Genomic DNA, 19,255 nt, shown 5'->3' with positions numbered 1-19,255 from the left:
ACGATGTGCATGCACACGGTGCCGAGTTCGCCGAGCTCCGTGCTGATCTGGCGGATCATTGATTTCAAAGACGCTGCGGCGTCACTCACGAGGATGGCATGAGCAAGCAGATTCTGATTCTTCCCGGCGATGGCATCGGGCCGGAGATCATGGCCGAAGCGGTCAAGGTGCTAAAGCGCGTTGACACGCAGCACGGCCTGGGTTTCGAGCTGGTGTACGACGAGCTGGGCGGTGCGGCCTACGATAAATATGGCAGCCCGTTGGCCGATGAAACACTGGAGCGTGCGCGTGCTGCCGATGCGGTGCTGCTGGGTGCAGTGGGTGGCCCGCAGTGGGACACCATCGACCCGGCGCTACGCCCGGAGCGTGGTCTGCTCAAGATCCGCTCGCAACTGGGTTTGTTCGCCAACCTGCGCCCGGCACTGCTGTATCCGCAGCTTGCAGATGCCTCCACGCTGAAGCCGGAGGTGGTGTCCGGGCTGGATCTGCTGATCCTGCGCGAGCTCACTGGCGGCATTTACTTCGGGCAGCCGCGTGGTAACCGCACGCTGGACAACGGTGAGCGCCAGGCTTACGACACCTTGCCGTACAGCGAGAGCGAGATCCGCCGCATCGCCAAAGCCGGCTTCGAGATGGCGCGTTTGCGCGGCAAGAAGTTGTGCTCGGTCGACAAGGCCAACGTGTTGGCATCGAGTCAGTTGTGGCGTGCAGTGGTCGAAGAAGTGGCCAAGGACTACCCGGATATCGCGCTATCGCATATGTACGTGGACAACGCGGCGATGCAGTTGGTGCGCGCGCCCAAGCAGTTCGACGTGATCGTGACCGACAACATGTTCGGCGACATCCTCTCCGACCAAGCGTCCATGCTCACGGGCTCGATCGGTATGCTGCCCTCCGCTTCGCTGGATGCCAACAGCAAGGGTATGTACGAGCCATGCCACGGTTCGGCGCCGGACATTGCCGGCAAGGGCATCGCCAATCCGCTGGCGACGATCCTGTCGGTGGCGATGATGCTGCGCTACACCTTTGCACAGGCCGATGCAGCGGATGCGATTGAGCGTGCGGTCGGCGAGGTGCTCGACCAGGGCCTGCGCACCGCTGACATCTGGTCGGAAGGCACCAGCAAGGTCGGCACCGTGGCGATGGGCGATGCGGTGGTGGCTGCGCTTTAGGGTCTGCGTTCGTCGTTTTGATGATGGAGATGCCGGCGGCTATCGTTCGACGACGATGGCCGCCTTCGTTTGTGGTGCTTGAGCTAGGCGGTGTGTTGGTTGAAACGACCGGAGTGTGGCTGGCACTGCCTGCGATTAAACACCTCCGGGCCGGCGGTGATTGCCCGAGAGATCGGTCGAGGCGCGGTGCCGCATCCTGAGCCGGGACACGCCGTAATCCATCCTCGGAGGCTCGATGGCGGCATCCATGCTGCCAACGGTCCCGGCCCCCGAGACGGCACCATGCTTTCCTCAGTGTGGCTGCTGCATTGAAAGCGATGCTTTCAATCGTGACGCTCAGCGCGTCAGCCAGCGCTGCTTTTCATGGTGCTGCTCGCCTGATTGGACCCCTTCGATAGCGGTGGCTGTTGCTTGCGGCCAACGCGCCACGTCTAGCGGTCAGCGCAGCAGGGCAGGGCATGGATTGAAGATCAAAACCAAAACGGCCAGCAGGTCACTCTGCCGGCCGTCAGACATCAATCGTCCAGCAACGGACGCGTGCTATGCCACCGCAGCGGTCTTGCCGGCGATGACGCCACGCTCGCGCTGACGCAACAGACGATTGGCCACGTCGAGCCATGCGAGCGCACTGGCTTCGATGATGTCCTTGCTGGTGCCGGTGCCTTCGTATTCCACGCCGTCGTGGCGCACGCTCAGGCTGGCTTCGCCGCGGGCGTCTGCGCCGATGCCCACGCTGTGCACCTGATAGCTGTCCAGCTCCAGCCTCACGCCGGTGGCCGAGGCCAATGCACCGAATAGCGCATCCACCGGCCCGTTGCCCTGTGCGGTTTCAGCCACACGGTTACCTTCCGGATCGGACAACTCCACCAGCGCATTGGCGCGGCTGCCGACATCGCTGATGGTCATCGATGCCAGGCGATAGCCCTCCTGCACGGTGGCGTCCTGCATCAAGGCCTGCAGATCGGCATCGGTCACGACGCGCTGCTTCTCGCACAATGCCTTGAACTGCTCGAACACCAGCTTGACCTCTTCTTCTTCCAGCAGATACCCCAGCGCGCGCAGACGCTGCTCGACGGCAGCGCGGCCGCTGTGGCGGCCCAGCACCATCTGCGACGATTCCCAGCCCACATCTTCCGGGCGCATGATTTCGTAGGTGCCGCGATGGCGCAGCATGCCGTGCTGATGGATGCCCGATTCGTGCGCGAACGCGTTGCCGCCGACCACGGCCTTGTTGCGCTGTACCGGCATGCCGACCAGGCGCTGCAGCAACTGCGAGGTGGACACGATACGGGGCGTATTGATCGCCGAATCGATGTTGTAGAACGCACCGCGCACCTTCAGCGCCATGGTGATTTCTTCCAGCGCGCAATTGCCCGCGCGCTCACCGATGCCGTTGATGGTGCATTCCACCTGACGCGCACCGCCTTCGATGGCGGCCAGCGAGTTGGCCACCGCCAGGCCCAGATCGTTGTGGCAATGCGCGCTGAAGATCACCTTGTCGGCACCTTCCACGCTGGCGATCAGGCGCGAAAACATGCCACGGATTTCTTCGGGGGTGGTGAAGCCCACTGTGTCGGGCAGATTGATGGTGGTAGCACCGGCGGCGATCGCCACGCGGGTGACCTCGGCCAGGAAATCTTCTTCGGTGCGGGTTGCATCTTCGGCAGAAAATTCCACGTCGTCGATGTAGCCGCGCGCCAGCGCGACATGCCGGTGCACCGATTCCAGCACCTGCTCGCGGCTCATGCGCAGCTTGTGTTCGCGGTGCAGTGGGCTGGTGGACAGGAACACATGCAGGCGCGGGTTGGCCGCAGCTTCCAGCGCCTTTGCCGAGGTTTCGATATCGGCCTGCAAGCAGCGCGACAGCACTGCCAGGGTGGGGCGGCGCAACTCGCGGCCCATCATCGCCACCGCTTCGCGGTCCGAATGCGAACTGGCCGGAAACCCGGTCTCGATGATATCCACGCCGAGTTCATCCAGCGCGCGCGCCATGACCAGCTTTTGCTGGGGCGTCATGCTGCAGCCGGGTGATTGCTCGCCGTCGCGCAGGGTGGTGTCGAAAATTCGGATATGCGGGGTCTGGTTGGATACGGTCGTGTTCACCAGGAAGACTCCTCTGCGGCGATGGCGGTGACAGGCGTTGAAGCGACTGCGGATGGGCGGGAAAGAACGGGTGTATCGGGTGGTGGCTTGGCGCTGCGTTCGTTGCGAAGTCGCTCGGTATTGCGACGGCGCGGCTTGCGTGGCGGACGCGGCCGCACTTCAGACAAGAGTGTGGCCAGCACGGTTGCGTCGATATTACCGCCAGAGACCACTGCACATTTGCGTTTGCCGGAAACGCGGCGGCCGGCGGCCAGGGCCAGCGCACCGGCGCCCTCGGCGATGACGTGTTCTTCCAGCGCCAGGCGCACCAACGTTTCGCGCAATTCAGCTTCGCGCACGATCACCACATCGTCCAGCAGGCTCGAGCAAAGGCGGCGTGTAAGGAAGCCGGGGATCTTGACCTTGACGCCATCTGCCAGCGTCGCAACCGGGGTGATTTCGCGCAGATCGCCACGCACGGCGCGTGCCATCGAATCGACGCCTTCCACTTGCGCCCCGACCACACGCACGCCTTGCGACTTCAATGCCAGCGCCACGCCGGAGGCCAATCCGCCGCCGCCGATCGGCACGATCACCACGTCCGGCGCATGCGCCGCCAGCTCGATGCCGACCGTGCCCTGGCCGGCAATCACATCCGGGTCGTCGAAGGCCGACAGAAAGCGATAGCCGTTCTGGTCGGCCAGCTCGCGCGCAAACGCGAATGCCTCGTCGTAGCTGTTGCCATGCTGGCGCACGGTGGCGCCCCAATGCGCGACACCGGCGATCTTGGTCTGCGGCGCGCCGTAAGGCATCACCGTGATGGCCTGCACGCCCAGCCTGTACGCCGACCACGCCACGCCTTGCGCATGATTGCCGGCGGAGGCGCAGATCACCGGGCGCTCGTCGCCGCGCTCCAGGCCGGCCAGCAAGGCATTCAATGCGCCGCGCACCTTGTAGGAGCCGGTGCGCTGCAAATTCTCCAGCTTCAACCACACACCGAAGCGTTCGGCGTAATGCAGCGGCGTGGGCGACAGGTACTTGCGCAGGCGGGCCTGTGCCGCCAGTACGTCGGCCACGCTGACGGCCACGTCGCTTACCTCTGGCTCCTGTGCGGAAGCGGAAGGGCGGCCGGAATCAGGCATTGCGGCACGCGCGCGGCCGATCTGGAAGAAGACACCTCCGAACGGCAGTGTGATCGTCGCGCGAGGTCTGCATGTTCATGCCGCGGCCTCGACCGATTCCAGCGCGGTGATCATCACCGATTCGCAGTCGTAGACCTTTTCCAGCTGCAGGCGCAGCGTTTCCGGTGGACGGTTGCTGTCCACATCAAGCTGCAGATGCCAGCGGCCGGCATCGTCCGGTGCTGCCGCACCCTGGATCGCGCATGGGCGGAAGCCGCGGCGCTCGGTCATGCCGATCACCCGCACCAGCGCGCCTTCTGCCGGCGTCAGCACCAGATCAAGCCGGTAACGCATGCGATGTCTCCTTGGCCGCATGTGCGGGATTGCTGTCCAGCATGGTGCTGTTGGCGTTGTTGGGCGGCACCAGCGGCCACACATTGGCGCGCGCATCGATGGCGACATGCAGCAGGCCGGGGCCGGGCTGCGCCAGCAGTTCGGCCAGCGCCGCGTCCACATCGCCGCGCGCGATGATGCGCTTGGCCGGGATGCCGAAGACCTGCGCCAACGCCGCGAAATCCGGGTTGTCGGACAAGTCGATTTCGCTGTAACGCTCGGCAAAGAACAGCTCCTGCCACTGCCGCACCATGCCGAGCGAGCTGTTATCCAGCAGCACGATCTTCACCGGCAGCTTGCAGCGCGCAATCGTCACCAGCTCCTGCACATTCATCATGAAACTGCCATCGCCGGAGACCAGCACCACGGTGCGATCGGGGCAGGCGAACTGCGCGCCCATCGCCGCCGGCAGGCCGAAGCCCATGGTGCCGAGCGCGCCACTGGTCAGGTGATTGCGCGGATCGTTGAAGCGGCAATGCTGGGCCACCCACATCTGATGCTGACCCACATCGCAAGCGATGATGGTGTCGGCAGGGGCCACTTCGCTCAGGCGCTTCAGCAGCGCCGGTGCGTAGATATCGGTACCGGGCGCGTCGTAACGCGCGCCGAATTTTTCGCGGTTCGCAAAGCAGCGCGTACGCCAGGCCTGGCAGTTGCCACGCGCCGCACTCAAGGCTTTCAGGCTTGCTGCCACATCGCCGGGCACCGCGATATCTGCGGTGCGCAGCTTGGAGATTTCATAGGCGTCGGCATCCAGATGGATGACGCGCGCAAACGGGGCGAACTCGCTCAGCTTGCCGGTGGCACGGTCGTCGAAACGCGCACCGACAACGACCAACAGATCGCATTCCTGGATCGCCATATTGGCCGCACGCGTGCCGTGCATGCCCAGCATGCCCAGGTAATCCGGGTGCGCATGCGGTAACGCCCCCAGGCCGCGCAAGGTCAGCGCGGTCGGGATGCCGGTGGCTTCGACAAAGCGCCGAAACGCCTCCACCGCATCGGCCAACGCGATGCCGCCGCCGCCGTACACCACCGGGCGCTCGGCGCTGGCGATGGCCGCCAGTGCTTCGGCCAATTTCGCGTCCGCCGGTGCCGGCGGCGGCAACACCGCTGCCGGCACATGCGCTGGCAGATGCGAGGCATTGGCCAGTTGCACGTCCTTGGGCAGGTCGATCAGCACCGGCCCGGGACGTCCTTCGCGCGCGATGCGGAACGCTTCGCGCACCATGCCCGGAAGATCCTCCACTCGCCGCGCCAGAAAGCTGTGCTTGACGATCGGCATGGTCATGCCGAACACGTCCAGCTCCTGGAACGCATCGGTGCCCAGCAACGGCGTGGCGACCTGGCCGGTCAGGCACACCATCGGCACCGAATCGAGCATTGCGTCGGCAATGCCGGTAACCAGATTGGATGCGCCCGGGCCGGAGGTGGCCACGCACACGCCCACCTTGCCACTGGCACGGGCGTAGCCGTTGGCGGCGAGCGCGGCGCCCTGTTCGTGACGGACGAGGATGTGCTTGAGCCTGGAATCCACCAGGGCGTCGTAGAACGGCATGATGGTGCCGCCCGGATAACCAAACAGCGTTTCCACGCCCTCGGCTTCCAGGGCCTGCGTCAGCCAGCGCGCGCCGTTGCGGGGCGTGCTGTGTGCGGAGGTGTTCATGCGTTGCGGACCTTCGGTGTTAGCGGTGGGGGTGCGGCGGCGTTACGCCGCTTGTTGATTCGCAGGTGTGGCGGCGGCCTGCTGTTCGCCGTTGAGCCACACCATCTTGGCGCGCAACTTCTTGCCCACTTCCTCGATCGGGTGTTCCAGATCGGCCTGCTTGAACTTGGTGTAGTTCGGCAGGCCGGCGTCGTACTCGGCCACCCAGTTCTTGGTGAAGGTGCCGTTCTGGATATCGGTCAGCACGTCCTTCATGCGCGCCTTGGTGCTGGCGTCGATCACACGCGGGCCGCTGACATAATCACCGTATTGTGCGGTTTCGGAAACGAATTCCAGCATGCGGGTGATGCCGCCTTCGTAAAACAGGTCCACGATCAACTTCAGTTCGTGCAGCACTTCGTAATACGCGATCTCCGGCTGGTAGCCGGCTTCCACCAGCACTTCGAAACCGGCCTGCACCAGCGAGGATGCACCGCCGCACAGCACGGCCTGCTCGCCGAACAGATCGGTTTCGGTCTCTTCCTTGAACGTGGTCTTGATGATGTTGGCGCGCGCGCCGCCCAGGCCGCCGGCGTAGGTCAGTGCGAACTGTTCGGCCTTGCCGCTGGTGTCCTGGTAGACCGCGTAGATGCACGGCACGCCGCGGCCGATTTCATACTCGCGACGCACCAGCGCACCCGGGCCCTTCGGCGCGACCAGCACCACGTCCAGATCGGCGCGTGGGGTGATCATGTCGAAATGCACGTTCAAGCCATGCGCGAACAACAGGCAGGCACCCTGCTTCATGTTCGGGGCGATGACCTCCTTGTAGAGCTTCTTCTGCACCATGTCCGGGGTCAGGATCGCGACCAGATCCGCGCTCTTGACCGCCTCGGATGGCGCCACGACGGTGAAGCCATCGGCCTGCGCCTTGGATTCGGTCGGGCCACCGGGACGCAGGCCGACAGTGACGTCGAAGCCGGAATCGCGCAGGTTCAGCGCATGCGCGCGGCCCTGGCTGCCGTAGCCGATGATCGCGATTTTCGGTTGGGTGTCGTTGCTCATGGAATGTCCTTGCGGGGTTGGCAGTGGAGATGGGCGGTGAATAAACGGATCAGCCGGCAGTGCAGGCACTGGCCGGCTGAGCAAAGCGGGGACGGACGATGGCATTGCGCAGGCAACCCCAGGCAGCCGCGACTGGCTGGGCATTGCTGGGTCGTTTGGCGGAAATGGCAGTGATGTCGTTCATGTCATTCGAAACTTTTGGTGATCCCTGAAACGCGAAACCCCGCGCCGTTGCCGGTGCGGGGTCTGATCGAAGCCTTGTGTGTCTGTTGCCTACACGAAGTCCCGTCCCGCACCGGTTGGCGAGGTAATAAGTACGAGCACGATAAGCGGCGCAGCCAACGCGCCGGAGTGCGCGGACATCGGGGCATTCGAGGTGGTGTGGCGGTGCGACATGACCCGAGATAACCATCGCAGCAGCCAGGGTGTCAACCCTTGCGCATGAAACCGCCGCATCGATGTCCAGAGATGTGCGCAAAGCCTCATCGCAGCAGCATGGTTACCGCTGAAACAGGATGGGTTCGGTGCAATCATCGCTGACGGCGGTCACCATCTGCGCGGCATCAGGTACGCGTCCAGGCGCCGCCCGCACGGCATGGCGTGGCCCGCTGGTATGGTTGGCACCTCATTCTTAGTGTCATAGGGGCCATCTGTGATGCGTCGCGTACCTGTGTTGTTGGTGTCCGCTCTGGCGCTGCTTGCGCCGCCCCTCGGCGCTGCCGACCGCGTCACCGGGCAGCCGTTTGCCACCCGCTCGGAAGTGATCGCGCCGCATGCGATGGCCGCCACCTCGCAACCGCTGGCGACCCAGATCGCGTTGGATGTGATGAAGGATGGCGGCTCGGCGGTGGATGCGGCGATTGCCGCCAATGCCGCGCTGGGCCTGATGGAGCCAACCGGTAATGGCGTAGGCGGGGATCTGTTTGCGATCGTCTGGGACCCCAAGACCCACAAGCTCTATGGTTACAACGGCTCGGGCCGCTCGCCCAGGTCGCTGACGCTGGCCGAGTTCCAGCGTCGCGGCTTGAAGGACATTCCGCCAACCGGCCCGCTGCCGGTGTCGGTGCCAGGCGCAGTGGACGGCTGGTTCGCGTTGCATGAGCGCTTCGGGCGCAAGCCGATGGCGCAGAATCTGGCGCCGGCGATCCGCTACGCCCGCGAAGGCCATCCGGTGGCCGAAACCATCGCCTATTACTGGGATCGCTCGGTGCCGCGCCTGTCGCAATATCCCGGTTTCAAGGAGCAATTCACCATCGACGGCCACGCCCCGCGCAAGGGCGAGCTGTGGAAGAACCCGAACCTGGCCAACACGCTGCAGCAGATCGCCGATGGCGGCCGCGATGCGTTCTACAAGGGCGACATCGCGCGCACCATCGGCGCGTACTTCAAGGCCAATGGTGGTTACCTCAGCTACGAGGACATGGCCAGCCATACGGGCGAGTGGGTGGAACCGGTGTCCACCAACTACCGAGGCTATGACGTATGGGAGCTGCCGCCCAACAGCCAGGGCATCGCGGCGCTGCAGATGCTCAATATTCTGGAGGGATACGATTTCTCCAAGATTCCCTTCGGCTCGGCCGAGCATGTGCATTTGTTTACCGAAGCCAAGAAGCTGGCGTTCGCCGATCGTGCGCGTTTCTACGCCGACCCGGCATTCCAGCCCGCGCCGCTGGCCAGGCTGGTATCCAAGGAGTATGCCGCCCAGCGGCGGTCGCTGATCTCGATGGACAAGGCCTTGAAGGAAGTACAGCCGGGCACGCCCAAGCAACTCGACGAGGGCGACACCATCTACATGACCGTGGCCGATGCCGACGGCATGATGGTCTCGTTGATCCAGTCCAACTATCGCGGCATGGGCAGCGGCATGGCGCCGCCGGGGTTGGGCTTCATCCTGCAGGACCGCGGCGAGATGTTCGTGTTGAAGAAGGATCACCCCAACGGCTACGCGCCGGGCAAGCGGCCGTTCCAGACCATCATCCCGGCCTTCGTTACCAAGGACGGCAAGCCGTGGCTGAGCTTCGGGGTGATGGGCGGAGCGATGCAGCCGCAGGGGCACGTGCAGATCGTGATGAACCTGGTGGACTTCCATATGAATCTGCAGGAAGCCGGCGACGCGCCGCGCATCCAGCATGAAGGCTCCACCGAGCCGACCGGCCAGGCCACCGCGATGAGTGATGGCGGCGAGGTCAATCTGGAAACCGGCTTCTCCTACGACACCATCCGCGCGCTGATGCGCAAAGGCCACCGGGTGATCTTTGCGGACGGCCCGTATGGCGGTTACCAAGGGATTGCGCGCGACCCGGCCAGCGGCGTGTATTACGGTGCGTCGGAAAGCCGCAAGGACGGCCAGGCGGCCGGATATTGAGCGCATTGGCACGGAGGCGGGTGCTGTTCAACTCCCAGCCCAGCCCGCCGCTAATCAGATGATGGAGCAGGAGCCCTCATGAATTCGATGCAACAGCCCGTCCCGCCGTCGCAGACCCAGACGGCCGTGCTCCCTGATGCGCCGGTTGCCTTGCTGCGGCTGTCTGCCGAGGCCTGTCTGATTGCCTGCAACCGCGCCGGTCTGGATGTGCTGGGCAAAACTGCCGCCGAGTTGCAGGGGGCACCGGCCTCGGTGGTGTGGGGGTTGAGCGCGGCCGATCTGGTTGGCGAAGACGGCGTCTGGGCTGCCCCGGGCGAGGACCCGGCGCGGCGCGTGCGTTATGTGCGCGACCGCGAGCACGGCGGCTGGATGCTGTCGCTGCCCCATGTGGAAACCGCGGTCCTGCTGCGCGAGGCCACGCGTCTGGCCGACGGCAGCCGGCCGGTACCGATCTCGCCTCTGCTGCAGCCACTGGTCGCGCGCCTGCAGGCCGAACACGAAGACCGTACGGTGCTCGAACGCACCGCGCAGGCGTTGGCCGGCTGCGAACTCGAACTCGCATTGCCGCCAGGGCTGGCGGAAACCGAGATGGGCCGCCGGCTGCAGGCGGGTTTCGGCAATCTGGCCGAGGCCATCCGCCAGGCAGTGGCCTTGTCGGTGCAGATCGCTGCCGAAGTGCCGCCGCTGGTGGCCGAAAACGACGAGATGGTGCGTCAGTCGCAAGCGCAGACCGAAGCACTGGACGGTGCACGCACCGCGGTGGAACGGCTGTCGTCGAGCCTGCAGGACGTCAACGCCGAGTTGGCGCAGGTCATCGCGTTGGCCGCCAGCGCCGATGACAGCGCACGGGAAGGCGTCGCTGCGGCGCATGCGCTAGGGCAGGCCATGCACGAAGTGGAACGCCGCGCGGCACGCGCGGGTGAAGTCATCGAGGTCATCGATTCGGTGGCGTTCCAGACCAACATCCTGTCGATCAACGCCAGCATCGAAGCGGCGCATGCCGGTGATGCCGGGCGTGGCTTTGCAGTGGTCGCCACCGAGATCCGGCGTCTGGCCGAACGCGCCGCTGCCGCGGCACGCGACGTCCGCGCGATCCTGGCCGAAACCAGCGCCGCAGTGGGCGAGGGCGCGGCGTCTGCACGTGGTACCGAGGCGGTGCTTGATGGCATCACCCGCGTGCTCGGGCAGGCCAGCAACGCGATGACCACAGTGGCCGGGCGCATCCAGGCGCAGGATGGCGAGATTCGCGGGATCGAGCGTGCGGTGGATGGCGTGGTGGCGTTGGGCCGCAGCAATCTGCAGCACGCCGCACACGTGGCCGAACGCAGCGAAGCACTGGAGCGCGGCACCGAAACCCTGCGCGATTGCGTGGGCTTGTTCCGCTTGCCGCCGGACCCGCTGCAAGTGCCCAGGCACGCGCGGGTCAAGAAGCTGGCTGTTGCCACCGCCGGCAAGATCGGCACCGCCTTGGCACAAGCCATTGCGCGCGGGCAGATCGACGAAGCGGGGTTGTTCGCGCGGACCTATACGCCGATCGCCGGCGTGGAGCCACCCAAGTTCAGCACCGACTTCGATGCGCTCTGCGACGAGTTACTGCCCGCGTTGCAAGAGCCGCTGCTGGACGCGCACCCGTGGATCGTTTTCGCCATCTGCGCCAATCCCGATGGCTATGTGCCCACCCACAATCTGCGCTTCACCCAACCACTGACCGGCGATGCCAAGCGCGATCTGGTCGGCAACCGCACCAAGCGCAAGTTCACCGATCGTGTTGGCCGCAGCGTGGGCGCGCACACCGACCCATACCGCTTGCAGGTCTACCGCCGCGATACCGGCCAGATCATGTTCGACCTCTCCACGCCGATCTTCGTCGACCGCAAGCACTGGGGCGGCTTGCGGGTGGGCTATACGCTGGAGTGACGCGGCCTACGGCGTTGCAGCGCCTGCTGCGGTTGCAGGCGTGGCGCCTGGATCGAGCTGGCGGGCAAGGAACTGCTCCAGCGTGCGGTAGAACGCGATCTGGTTGGCCTCCTTGTAAAACCCGTGGCCTTCCTTGGGCACGGACATCCACTCCGGTACATTGCCGCGACGGATGAGGGCCGCGCGCAGGCTCTTGGCCTGGGCAAACGGCGCGCGCTCGTCTTCTTCGCCGTGGACCAGCAGCACAGGTGCCTTGATGCGGTCGGCCAGCGAGACTGGAGAATGTGCAGCGAGGTCGGCAGTGTCGCGACCAATGACGCGTTCGAGATAATTCACGCCGTAATCGCTCTGATTGATGTCGCCCTTGGTGTACATCATCTGCAGGTCGTAAATACCGGCCACTCCCACCGAACAGCGAAACAACTCCGGTGCCTTGACCTGCACCATCATTGCGGCATACGCGCCGAAGCTGGCGCCGTAGCTGCAGATGCGGTGTTTGTCCGCCAGGCCTTTGTCGATGGCCCAGCGCACGCCGTCGACAAGATCGTCCTGGATGCGTTCGCCCCATTGGCGATACCCGGCACGCTCGAAGCGATTGCCGCGTCCGCGTCCACCGCGGTAATTGACCTGCAGCACCAGATAGCCGCGGCTGGCCAGGAATTGCGCATCGGTATCGAAGGACCAGCCATCGCCTTCGGAATGCGGCCCGCCGTGCGGAAGCAGGATCATCGGCAGTGGCGCATTGTCAGGCGCGCCTTGCGGCACGGTCAGGACGGCGTCCAGGGTCAACCCATCGCGTGCCTGGAACGTCACCATGCGGCGTTCGCTCATCTGCTCCGCGCGAAGTGCCTCGCGTGCCTTGATGACGCGCTTCAACGTATTGGCCCGGCGGTCGTACACGTACCAGGCGCCTGGGTCGCGATCGCTGTAGGCCTTCAACAACAGCCCGTTGCCGTCGTCGGTGAAATTGACGAAGTCGACATACTGGCCGCTCAGCAACGTGCTCAATTCCTGATGGAGTTTCGCTTCCGGGCTCTCGGCGTCGAAGTAGCGTAAGGCCGGGCGCCCCGGCCCCAGCCGGGCCGCGAACGGTGTCTTCGGCGTCACACCCCATTGCAGATCGTCCACGCTGTAGAACGGGTCCGACGCGAGGACCTTGCGCTGTTGGCCGTCCGGGTCGGTGGCGACCAACGCATCGGGGCCATCAGACTCGCTATACCACCCGTAGACACGCCCGGCCTGCCGCGCAAAACCAATCGGCCGCCAATTCGACTGCACCTCGGTCATGGGCGACCATCCATTGCCCTTGCGGCGAAACAGCAGCGATTGATCGTGATCGTCGGTGCCGTAGGCGTATTGCGCGACGCCGTCCTGGTCCAGGACGAAGCGTAGATCCGGCACATCGATATCGGCCATGAGCCGGTGGGTACTGTTGGTCGTATCGACGTCGTAGAGCATCGAATGCCGCGAATCCAGCGACAACCGCCGCATGTAGAAATGCCCATTACGCGTGCTCGGAATTCCCTGGATGTACCCGAATCCGCGCTCCAGGCCCGCATTGCGCGTGCTCTGTTGATAACCGTAGACGTAGCGCTGATTGCTGCCATCCAGATCGGTGGCGATCACTTCGCCCATTGGCATCGGTTCTTCCAGCGACCCGAGTTTGCGGCCCTTTCCGATGACCAGGCGCCTGTCGCTGACCCAGGCGATCTGCACGGGAAGTTCGTAACGCGGCAAACGCAGAATCGTGGTGTATTGCATGTCGGCGATGCGGTACACCACCAGCGCGTGACTGCCCTCGCCGAGATCGGCGCTGACCGCGAGGTGTTTTCCGTCCGGAGACATCGAGGGCGAGGAGATCGGTCCGGACTCGACGAAGGCTTCGATTGGAGGAGCCGCCCCAGCCACTGCGATTCCCGCCCACTGCACCACGCACAGCCCCGCCACACACGCCAGCCATTGCATCCGCTGCATCGTCGATCGTCCTTCCCCCTGGTTCGATGAACGATAGCTAAGCAGGCGTGCCGCTGGCAAGAAAAAAAGCCGCCGAAGATCGGCGGCAGGGAGAGAGAGCAGTTTCTTGTTGTAGTGACTGCAGGCTAGCGGTGCGCTGTGCCGTGGAAATGTCCGGGCATGCCGCCATCGCCTTGCCGTGTGCCAAACGATCGATTGCGTGTTAGCGCTGTCACAGAGGCAACGACCTCCCGAAGGAGGGCGGTGTGACAACAGCTGCTCCAAAGAGCATGTTCAACAGCGCTGGGTGTACTGCAGGTAGCGATAGCGCCAGGGATGGCATAGGCCGAATCGAAGGAGTTGCCGAGGCGCTGAGCGCGACCGACCGGTCGCGGTCGAACACGTTGTTCAAGCCCACGCATCCATCGGTGCCTTATTGCGCTGCACGCAAGGGCGCGCGATGCAGTTGTCTGGGCGACGCTGGGCGTGTGCTGCCAAGACGTGAGATGGCCTGCGCGGACATATGTCGCTGTCGAAAGCGCCCCCCTGCGGCCGTCAACACCAGGCATGTGCGGCCGCTGCGTTAAGGCGGTATGGCTCACCCACGTATTCAGTGCCGTACGCGTCGCCAGGAGCCCGCGACATTGTTTTCGCCGTGCAACGTGCGATGTGGTTTAATCGCCGCCGAAGTGGGGGTACCGCAGCGTGCTGCGGTTGAGATAGTCCCTTCGAACCTGATCCGGCTGATACCGGCGTAGGGAAGCTTCGTCAGATGCGATGGTTCGTGCGTGCACGGGCGATCCGTATCGAGCGCCGCCGCTTCGTCCGCACTGCGACTTCCTCGCAGCGCCAGCCATTAGGACGAACGCCATGAATGCCGCGCCCACCGTTTTGCTGCAACAAGCCCAGTCGCTGTCCGAGGCTGTCATCCAGCCGATTCCCGGCTCACGCAAGATCTTCGTGCAAGGCTCGCGCGCGGATTTGCAAGTGCCGATGCGCGAGATCGCGTTAACGCGCACTCCCACCTTGTTCGGTGGCGAAGAGAATCCGCCACTGAGTGTCTACGACACCTCCGGGCCGTATACCGATCCACAGGCGGCCATCGATCTGGCCGCCGGCCTGGCGCCGCTGCGCGCGCAGTGGATTGCCGAGCGTGGCGACACTGTGGCGCTCGACGGATTGAGTTCCAGCTTCGGGCGCGGCCGCGAGCACGATGCGCGCCTGGATGCCGTGCGTTTTCCGGCACGGAGCTTGCCGCGGATCGCGCGCGAGGGCGCCAACGTCACCCAGATGCACTACGCGCGCCGCGGCATCATCACTCCGGAAATGGAGTACGTGGCGATCCGGGAAAATCAGCGCCTGGAGGCGGTGACCGATGCGAGCTTGCGCAAGCAGCATCCGGGCGAGGCATTCGGCGCCTCGATCCAGCAGCGCATCACGCCGGAATTCGTGCGCGAGGAGATCGCACGAGGCCGCGCGATCCTGCCCAACAACATCAATCACCCCGAAAGCGAGCCGATGATCATCGGCCGCAATTTCCTGACCAAGATCAACGCCAACATTGGCAACAGCGCCGTGTCCTCGGGCATTGCCGAAGAAGTCGAGAAGCTGGTGTGGTCGATCCGCTGGGGCGGCGACACGGTGATGGATCTGTCCACCGGCAAGCACATCCATGAAACGCGCGAGTGGATCATCCGCAACTCGCCGGTGCCGATCGGTACGGTGCCGATCTATCAGGCGTTGGAAAAGGTCGATGGGCGCGCCGAAGAGCTCACCTGGGAAATCTTCCGCGACACCTTGATCGAACAGGCCGAGCAAGGCGTGGATTACTTCACCATCCACGCCGGTGTGTTGCTGCGCTACGTGCCGCTGACCGCAAGGCGCGTCACCGGCATCGTGTCGCGCGGCGGTTCGATCATGGCCAAGTGGTGCCTGGCGCATCACAAGGAGAATTTTCTCTACACCCACTTCGAAGACATCTGCCAGATCATGAAGGCCTACGACGTGGCGTTCTCGTTGGGCGATGGGTTACGCCCCGGCTGCATTGCCGATGCCAACGACGCCGCGCAATTCGGCGAACTGGAGACGCTGGGCGAACTGACCAAACTGGCCTGGAAGCACGATGTGCAAACCATGATCGAAGGTCCCGGCCATGTGCCGATGCAATTGATCAAGGAGAACATGGACAAGCAGCTGCGCGAGTGCGGCGAGGCGCCGTTCTACACCCTGGGGCCGCTGACCACAGACATTGCGCCGGGCTACGACCACATCACCAGCGCGATCGGCGCGGCGATGATCGGCTGGTTCGGCACGGCAATGCTCTGCTACGTCACTCCGAAAGAGCACCTGGGACTGCCCAATCGGCAGGACGTGCGCGACGGCATCATGGCCTACAAGATCGCTGCGCATGCGGCCGACCTCGCCAAGGGGCATCCGGGCGCACAGGTGCGTGACAACGCCCTGAGCAAGGCGCGTTTCGAGTTCCGTTGGGACGACCAGTTCCATCTCGGCCTGGATCCGGAAAAGGCCAAGGAGTTCCACGATGAGACGCTGCCCAAGGACGCCCACAAACTGGCGCACTTCTGCTCGATGTGCGGGCCGCACTTCTGTTCGATGAAGATCACCCAGGACGTACGCGATTACGCAGCCGAGCACGGCATGGGCGACGAGCAAGCGTTATCGACAGGGATGCAAGAGAAATCGGCTCAGTTTCTTGCAGAGGGCGCGCAGGTGTACCGCCCCACGTGATGCGTTACATCCAGACGTTTCATGAACGCCACGCAGCGTCCGCTTAGGGAAAATTCAGTTTGGTGTGAAGCAGGTCGCATCGCGGTGCGCAAGTGCCGCGGTGCGATTGGATTGCAAGCGATTACAGCGGATAAGGGTTTCAGCGGATTTAGCTGAATCGCAGATAAAAAAATCGCGCCAGAAGGCGCGAAGGAGACGTCGTAATTATTTGAATTCGTCGGCGAGAGAGAGAGAGCCTGACGCTGCCGCCTGTCATAGGAAGCAACGAGGCATAGCGTAAAATTTGCACCAATTGGATGCATGACACAGTCAGTCGTGGTCCTTTGCTGAATTTGGCGTTTCGCGCGTTGTGCGATGCGCTCTTTGCGGTCCTTTGCATGCCAATGCGTGTTCTTTGCCGATGAGTGTTCCTCCCGTAACTGCAATGCCATCGGACCGGCTGCGTGTCGGTCAGTGCGTGGTCGACGTTGCCTCGCGCGAGGTGCACGCGCCGGGCGCAAAGCGACCGCTGCGTCTGGCACCCAAATCCCTGGCGGTGTTGCTGACCCTGGCGCGACAGCCGGGCCAGGTGGTCACGCGCGAGCAACTACTTGCCGAGGTCTGGCCCGATACCTTGCCGACCAACGATGTGGTGACCCAGGCGGTCACGCAGCTGCGCAAGGCGTTTGCCAGTCATGGCGGGCAGCGTTCGGAGCATATCGAGACCATCGCCAAGACCGGGTATCGCCTGATGGCGGCGGTTGCGTGGGAAGCGCATGCAACGACGGGATCGACAACGCTGCCGCGTGAGGCACCTGGTGTGCACTCGCCCGAGCCGGCGCAAGCGGACGATGGGGCTGTATCCGTATCCGGCCAGTCCGGCGCTGCTGCGCAACACATCCACTCCGCATCCGCGCAGCCTGTCGTCCCGGTCGCTGCGAGGCCGGCCGTGTCACGGCGGCGGCGCTGGATGGCGCTGGCAGTTGCCAGCGTGGCGTTGCTGGTCGTGCTGGGTCTTGCGGTACAAACCATGTGGCTGCGGGGTCCAGCACCTGAGGCTGCGCAAGCGTCTGCCGTGTTGGGCAGCCCTAAACGGCCGTATCAGGTGATCACTGCAGGCGGTGGATTCGATCTCACGCCGAGCCTGTCGCCGGATGGCGCGATGGTGGCGTACGCCGCATTGACCAGCGATCGCGCCGGTACCTCAATCCTGATCAAAACCACCGACAATGCCTATCCGCGGGTGCTGGAGACGCCAGCGCCGGGCGTCTCCGATCGTTTGCCGGCGTGGTCGCCGGATGGCCGCGAGATCGCGTTTTCCAGGCAGTCCCAAGATGGGAGCTGCCGGGTCATGATCGCCGCCGCCACCGGGCCTGCGGCGGCGCGCGAAGTGGTGCGGTGCGACGGTGCGGACATGCTGAGTTTCAGTTGGTCGCCGGATGGGCGCGCGCTGGTGTTCGGCAGCATGACCGGCACGTACGGCGCAGCACGCATCCGGCGTCTGGATCTGGAAACCGGGCAGTGGCAGACGCTGAATTATTCCGCGCAAGCCGGTGATTTCGATTACGCGCCGCACTCTTCGCCTGATGGGCATTGGATCGTCTTCCTACGTAATCCGCAGCTTGGCGATCTGTGGCGGATTCCGGCCGAAGGCGGCGCTGCCGAACGGCTCACCCACGACAACGCCGATATCCGTGGCTTGAGCTGGCTGCCCGACGGCAGCGGTTTGATCTTCGGGCGTCGCGTGGACAGCGAGGCGCGCCTGTATCGGCTCGATCTGCCCGACCGCAGCTTGCACGACCTGGGCGTGGATGATGCGCAGGCACCGGATGTGGCGCATGGCCATCTGGTGTTCGTGCAACGCAAACCGCAATTCGGCTTGTATCAAGTCATTCGCGACACAATGAATGGCGGCTACATTCGACGCCGCCTGTTTCCTTCCAGCGGGCGCGACGATCAGCCCGTGATCGCGCCGGACGGGCGTCAGTTGATCTTTGCCTCCAACCGCTCCGGTACGTACGGGCTATGGTGGGGCGATGTCAGCAAGCCCAGCTCGGTGCGCCTGATCGAAGGGCTGCGCCCGGATTCACGTCAGGCCGCCGACTGGTCGGCCGATTCGCGACGCGTGCTGGTCAGTGGCAGCGATGCAGCCGGGCGTGCGGCGCTATTCGAAGTGATCCCCGGTACCGGCAAGGTCGTGCGACTGCCGGTGCCGCAGCCGCGCCCGTTGCAGGCGATCCACCTTCCTGATCCCGACCAGCTGCTGGTACTTGCTGCCGACGACGACGGGCATACCTTCGCAACGCTGTACGACCGGCGCAGCAGCCCGTGGCGTGCGCTGGCAACACTGCAGGACGTTTCGCAGTTACGACTAGACCGCGTCAGCGGACAGGTGTTGCTGACCCGTCTCAGCGGTGGAGGTGTCTGGCAGATCGCTCCGTCGCTTGCCCCCGATACCTTGCAAGCCATCGATCCGAAGCAGCCATCGCGCTGGCGCTATCGCAGTTGGGCGCCGGGGGCGCAGGGTCAGCTGCATTACCTGTCTTCGACCGATACCTGCGCCACCTATGACGGCGAGCTACGCAGCGGCCGCCGTCAGTGTCTGGATGCGGTCAAGTTCACTACGATCAACGGTTTCAGCGTGGACCAGCACGATGGTGCGCTCTATGTGGCGCTGGCAGAAGAAGATGGCAGTTCGATTGCCTACATGCCGCTGCCGCAGCGTCCCGTTGCGTCCATCGGTGTCTTGGCTAACCTGTTGTCGGTATTGAGAAAAATCGCCTCGTAAATTCTTCGGAAAGGCTTCGTGGCAATT

Annotated in this window: 11 protein-coding genes and 1 riboswitch; of the genes, 5 read left to right on the top strand and 6 right to left on the bottom strand. The window is 64.3% G+C overall.

Translation table 11 applies throughout. The annotated features are described in order from the left end of the window. The first annotated feature begins 98 nt into the window (after positions 1 to 98). Entirely contained in the window at positions 99 to 1,172 is a 1,074-nt protein-coding gene (gene leuB, locus XpruCFBP8353_RS04255; RefSeq protein ID WP_101362047.1) for a 3-isopropylmalate dehydrogenase, read from the top strand. 540 nt (positions 1,173 to 1,712) lie between these two features. Here the strand turns inward: leuB and XpruCFBP8353_RS04250 are convergent. From XpruCFBP8353_RS04250 to ilvC, 5 genes are all read right to left on the bottom strand, one after another. Then, positions 1,713 to 3,275, bottom strand: coding sequence for a 2-isopropylmalate synthase (locus tag XpruCFBP8353_RS04250; protein ID WP_101362046.1), 1,563 nt, complete (start codon positions 3,273 to 3,275; stop codon positions 1,713 to 1,715). Beyond that, positions 3,272 to 4,342 carry a threonine dehydratase gene (locus tag XpruCFBP8353_RS04245; protein WP_243391057.1) on the bottom strand — a complete coding sequence of 357 codons (1,071 nt, stop codon included), beginning with the start codon at positions 4,340 to 4,342 and terminating at the stop codon, positions 3,272 to 3,274. The genes XpruCFBP8353_RS04250 and XpruCFBP8353_RS04245 overlap by 4 nt, the downstream gene beginning before the upstream one ends. Before the next feature lie 129 nt (positions 4,343 to 4,471). Next, a complete protein-coding gene (locus XpruCFBP8353_RS04240) occupies positions 4,472 to 4,729 on the bottom strand; it encodes an ACT domain-containing protein (protein WP_101362044.1) in 258 nt (85 codons plus the stop codon). After that, a complete protein-coding gene (gene ilvG / locus XpruCFBP8353_RS04235; RefSeq protein ID WP_101362043.1) occupies positions 4,713 to 6,434 on the bottom strand; it encodes an acetolactate synthase 2 catalytic subunit in 1,722 nt (573 codons plus the stop codon). Before ilvG ends, XpruCFBP8353_RS04240 begins: the two co-directional genes overlap by 17 nt. Positions 6,435 to 6,476: 42 nt before the next feature. Then, positions 6,477 to 7,478, bottom strand: coding sequence for a ketol-acid reductoisomerase (ilvC, locus tag XpruCFBP8353_RS04230; RefSeq protein ID WP_101362042.1), 1,002 nt, complete (start codon positions 7,476 to 7,478; stop codon positions 6,477 to 6,479). Positions 7,479 to 8,133: 655 nt separating this feature from the next. Here ilvC and ggt point away from each other — a divergent pair. Together ggt and XpruCFBP8353_RS04220 are read left to right on the top strand one after the other, a co-directional pair. Then, entirely contained in the window at positions 8,134 to 9,843 is a 1,710-nt protein-coding gene (gene ggt / locus XpruCFBP8353_RS04225; RefSeq protein ID WP_101362041.1) for a gamma-glutamyltransferase, read from the top strand. Between the two features lie 78 nt (positions 9,844 to 9,921). Continuing rightward, positions 9,922 to 11,760, top strand: coding sequence for a methyl-accepting chemotaxis protein (locus XpruCFBP8353_RS04220; protein ID WP_162300938.1), 1,839 nt, complete (start codon positions 9,922 to 9,924; stop codon positions 11,758 to 11,760). Positions 11,761 to 11,766: 6 nt separating this feature from the next. On the opposite strand, the gene XpruCFBP8353_RS04215 is transcribed toward XpruCFBP8353_RS04220, so the two are convergent. Then, positions 11,767 to 13,734, bottom strand: a complete 1,968-nt coding sequence (locus XpruCFBP8353_RS04215; RefSeq protein ID WP_101362040.1) for an alpha/beta hydrolase family protein — start codon at positions 13,732 to 13,734, stop codon at positions 11,767 to 11,769. 660 nt (positions 13,735 to 14,394) lie between these two features. Further along, positions 14,395 to 14,492, top strand: a riboswitch (TPP riboswitch). A gap of 91 nt (positions 14,493 to 14,583) precedes the next feature. On the opposite strand from XpruCFBP8353_RS04215, the gene thiC reads away from it, so the two are divergent. Then, positions 14,584 to 16,461 carry a phosphomethylpyrimidine synthase ThiC gene (gene thiC / locus XpruCFBP8353_RS04210; RefSeq protein ID WP_101362039.1) on the top strand — a complete coding sequence of 626 codons (1,878 nt, stop codon included), beginning with the start codon at positions 14,584 to 14,586 and terminating at the stop codon, positions 16,459 to 16,461. Positions 16,462 to 16,885: 424 nt separating this feature from the next. Next, positions 16,886 to 19,228 (top strand): winged helix-turn-helix domain-containing protein, encoded by a 2,343-nt coding sequence (locus XpruCFBP8353_RS04205; RefSeq protein ID WP_101362038.1) that lies wholly within the window; start codon positions 16,886 to 16,888, stop codon positions 19,226 to 19,228. Positions 19,229 to 19,255 lie beyond the last annotated feature (27 nt).

The sequence above is a fragment of the Xanthomonas prunicola genome, from assembly GCF_002846205.1.
Taxonomy (GTDB): Bacteria; Pseudomonadota; Gammaproteobacteria; order Xanthomonadales; family Xanthomonadaceae; genus Xanthomonas; species Xanthomonas prunicola.
Note: the sequence above shows the minus strand (reverse complement) of the source record. Positions and strands in the feature narration are given on the sequence as shown.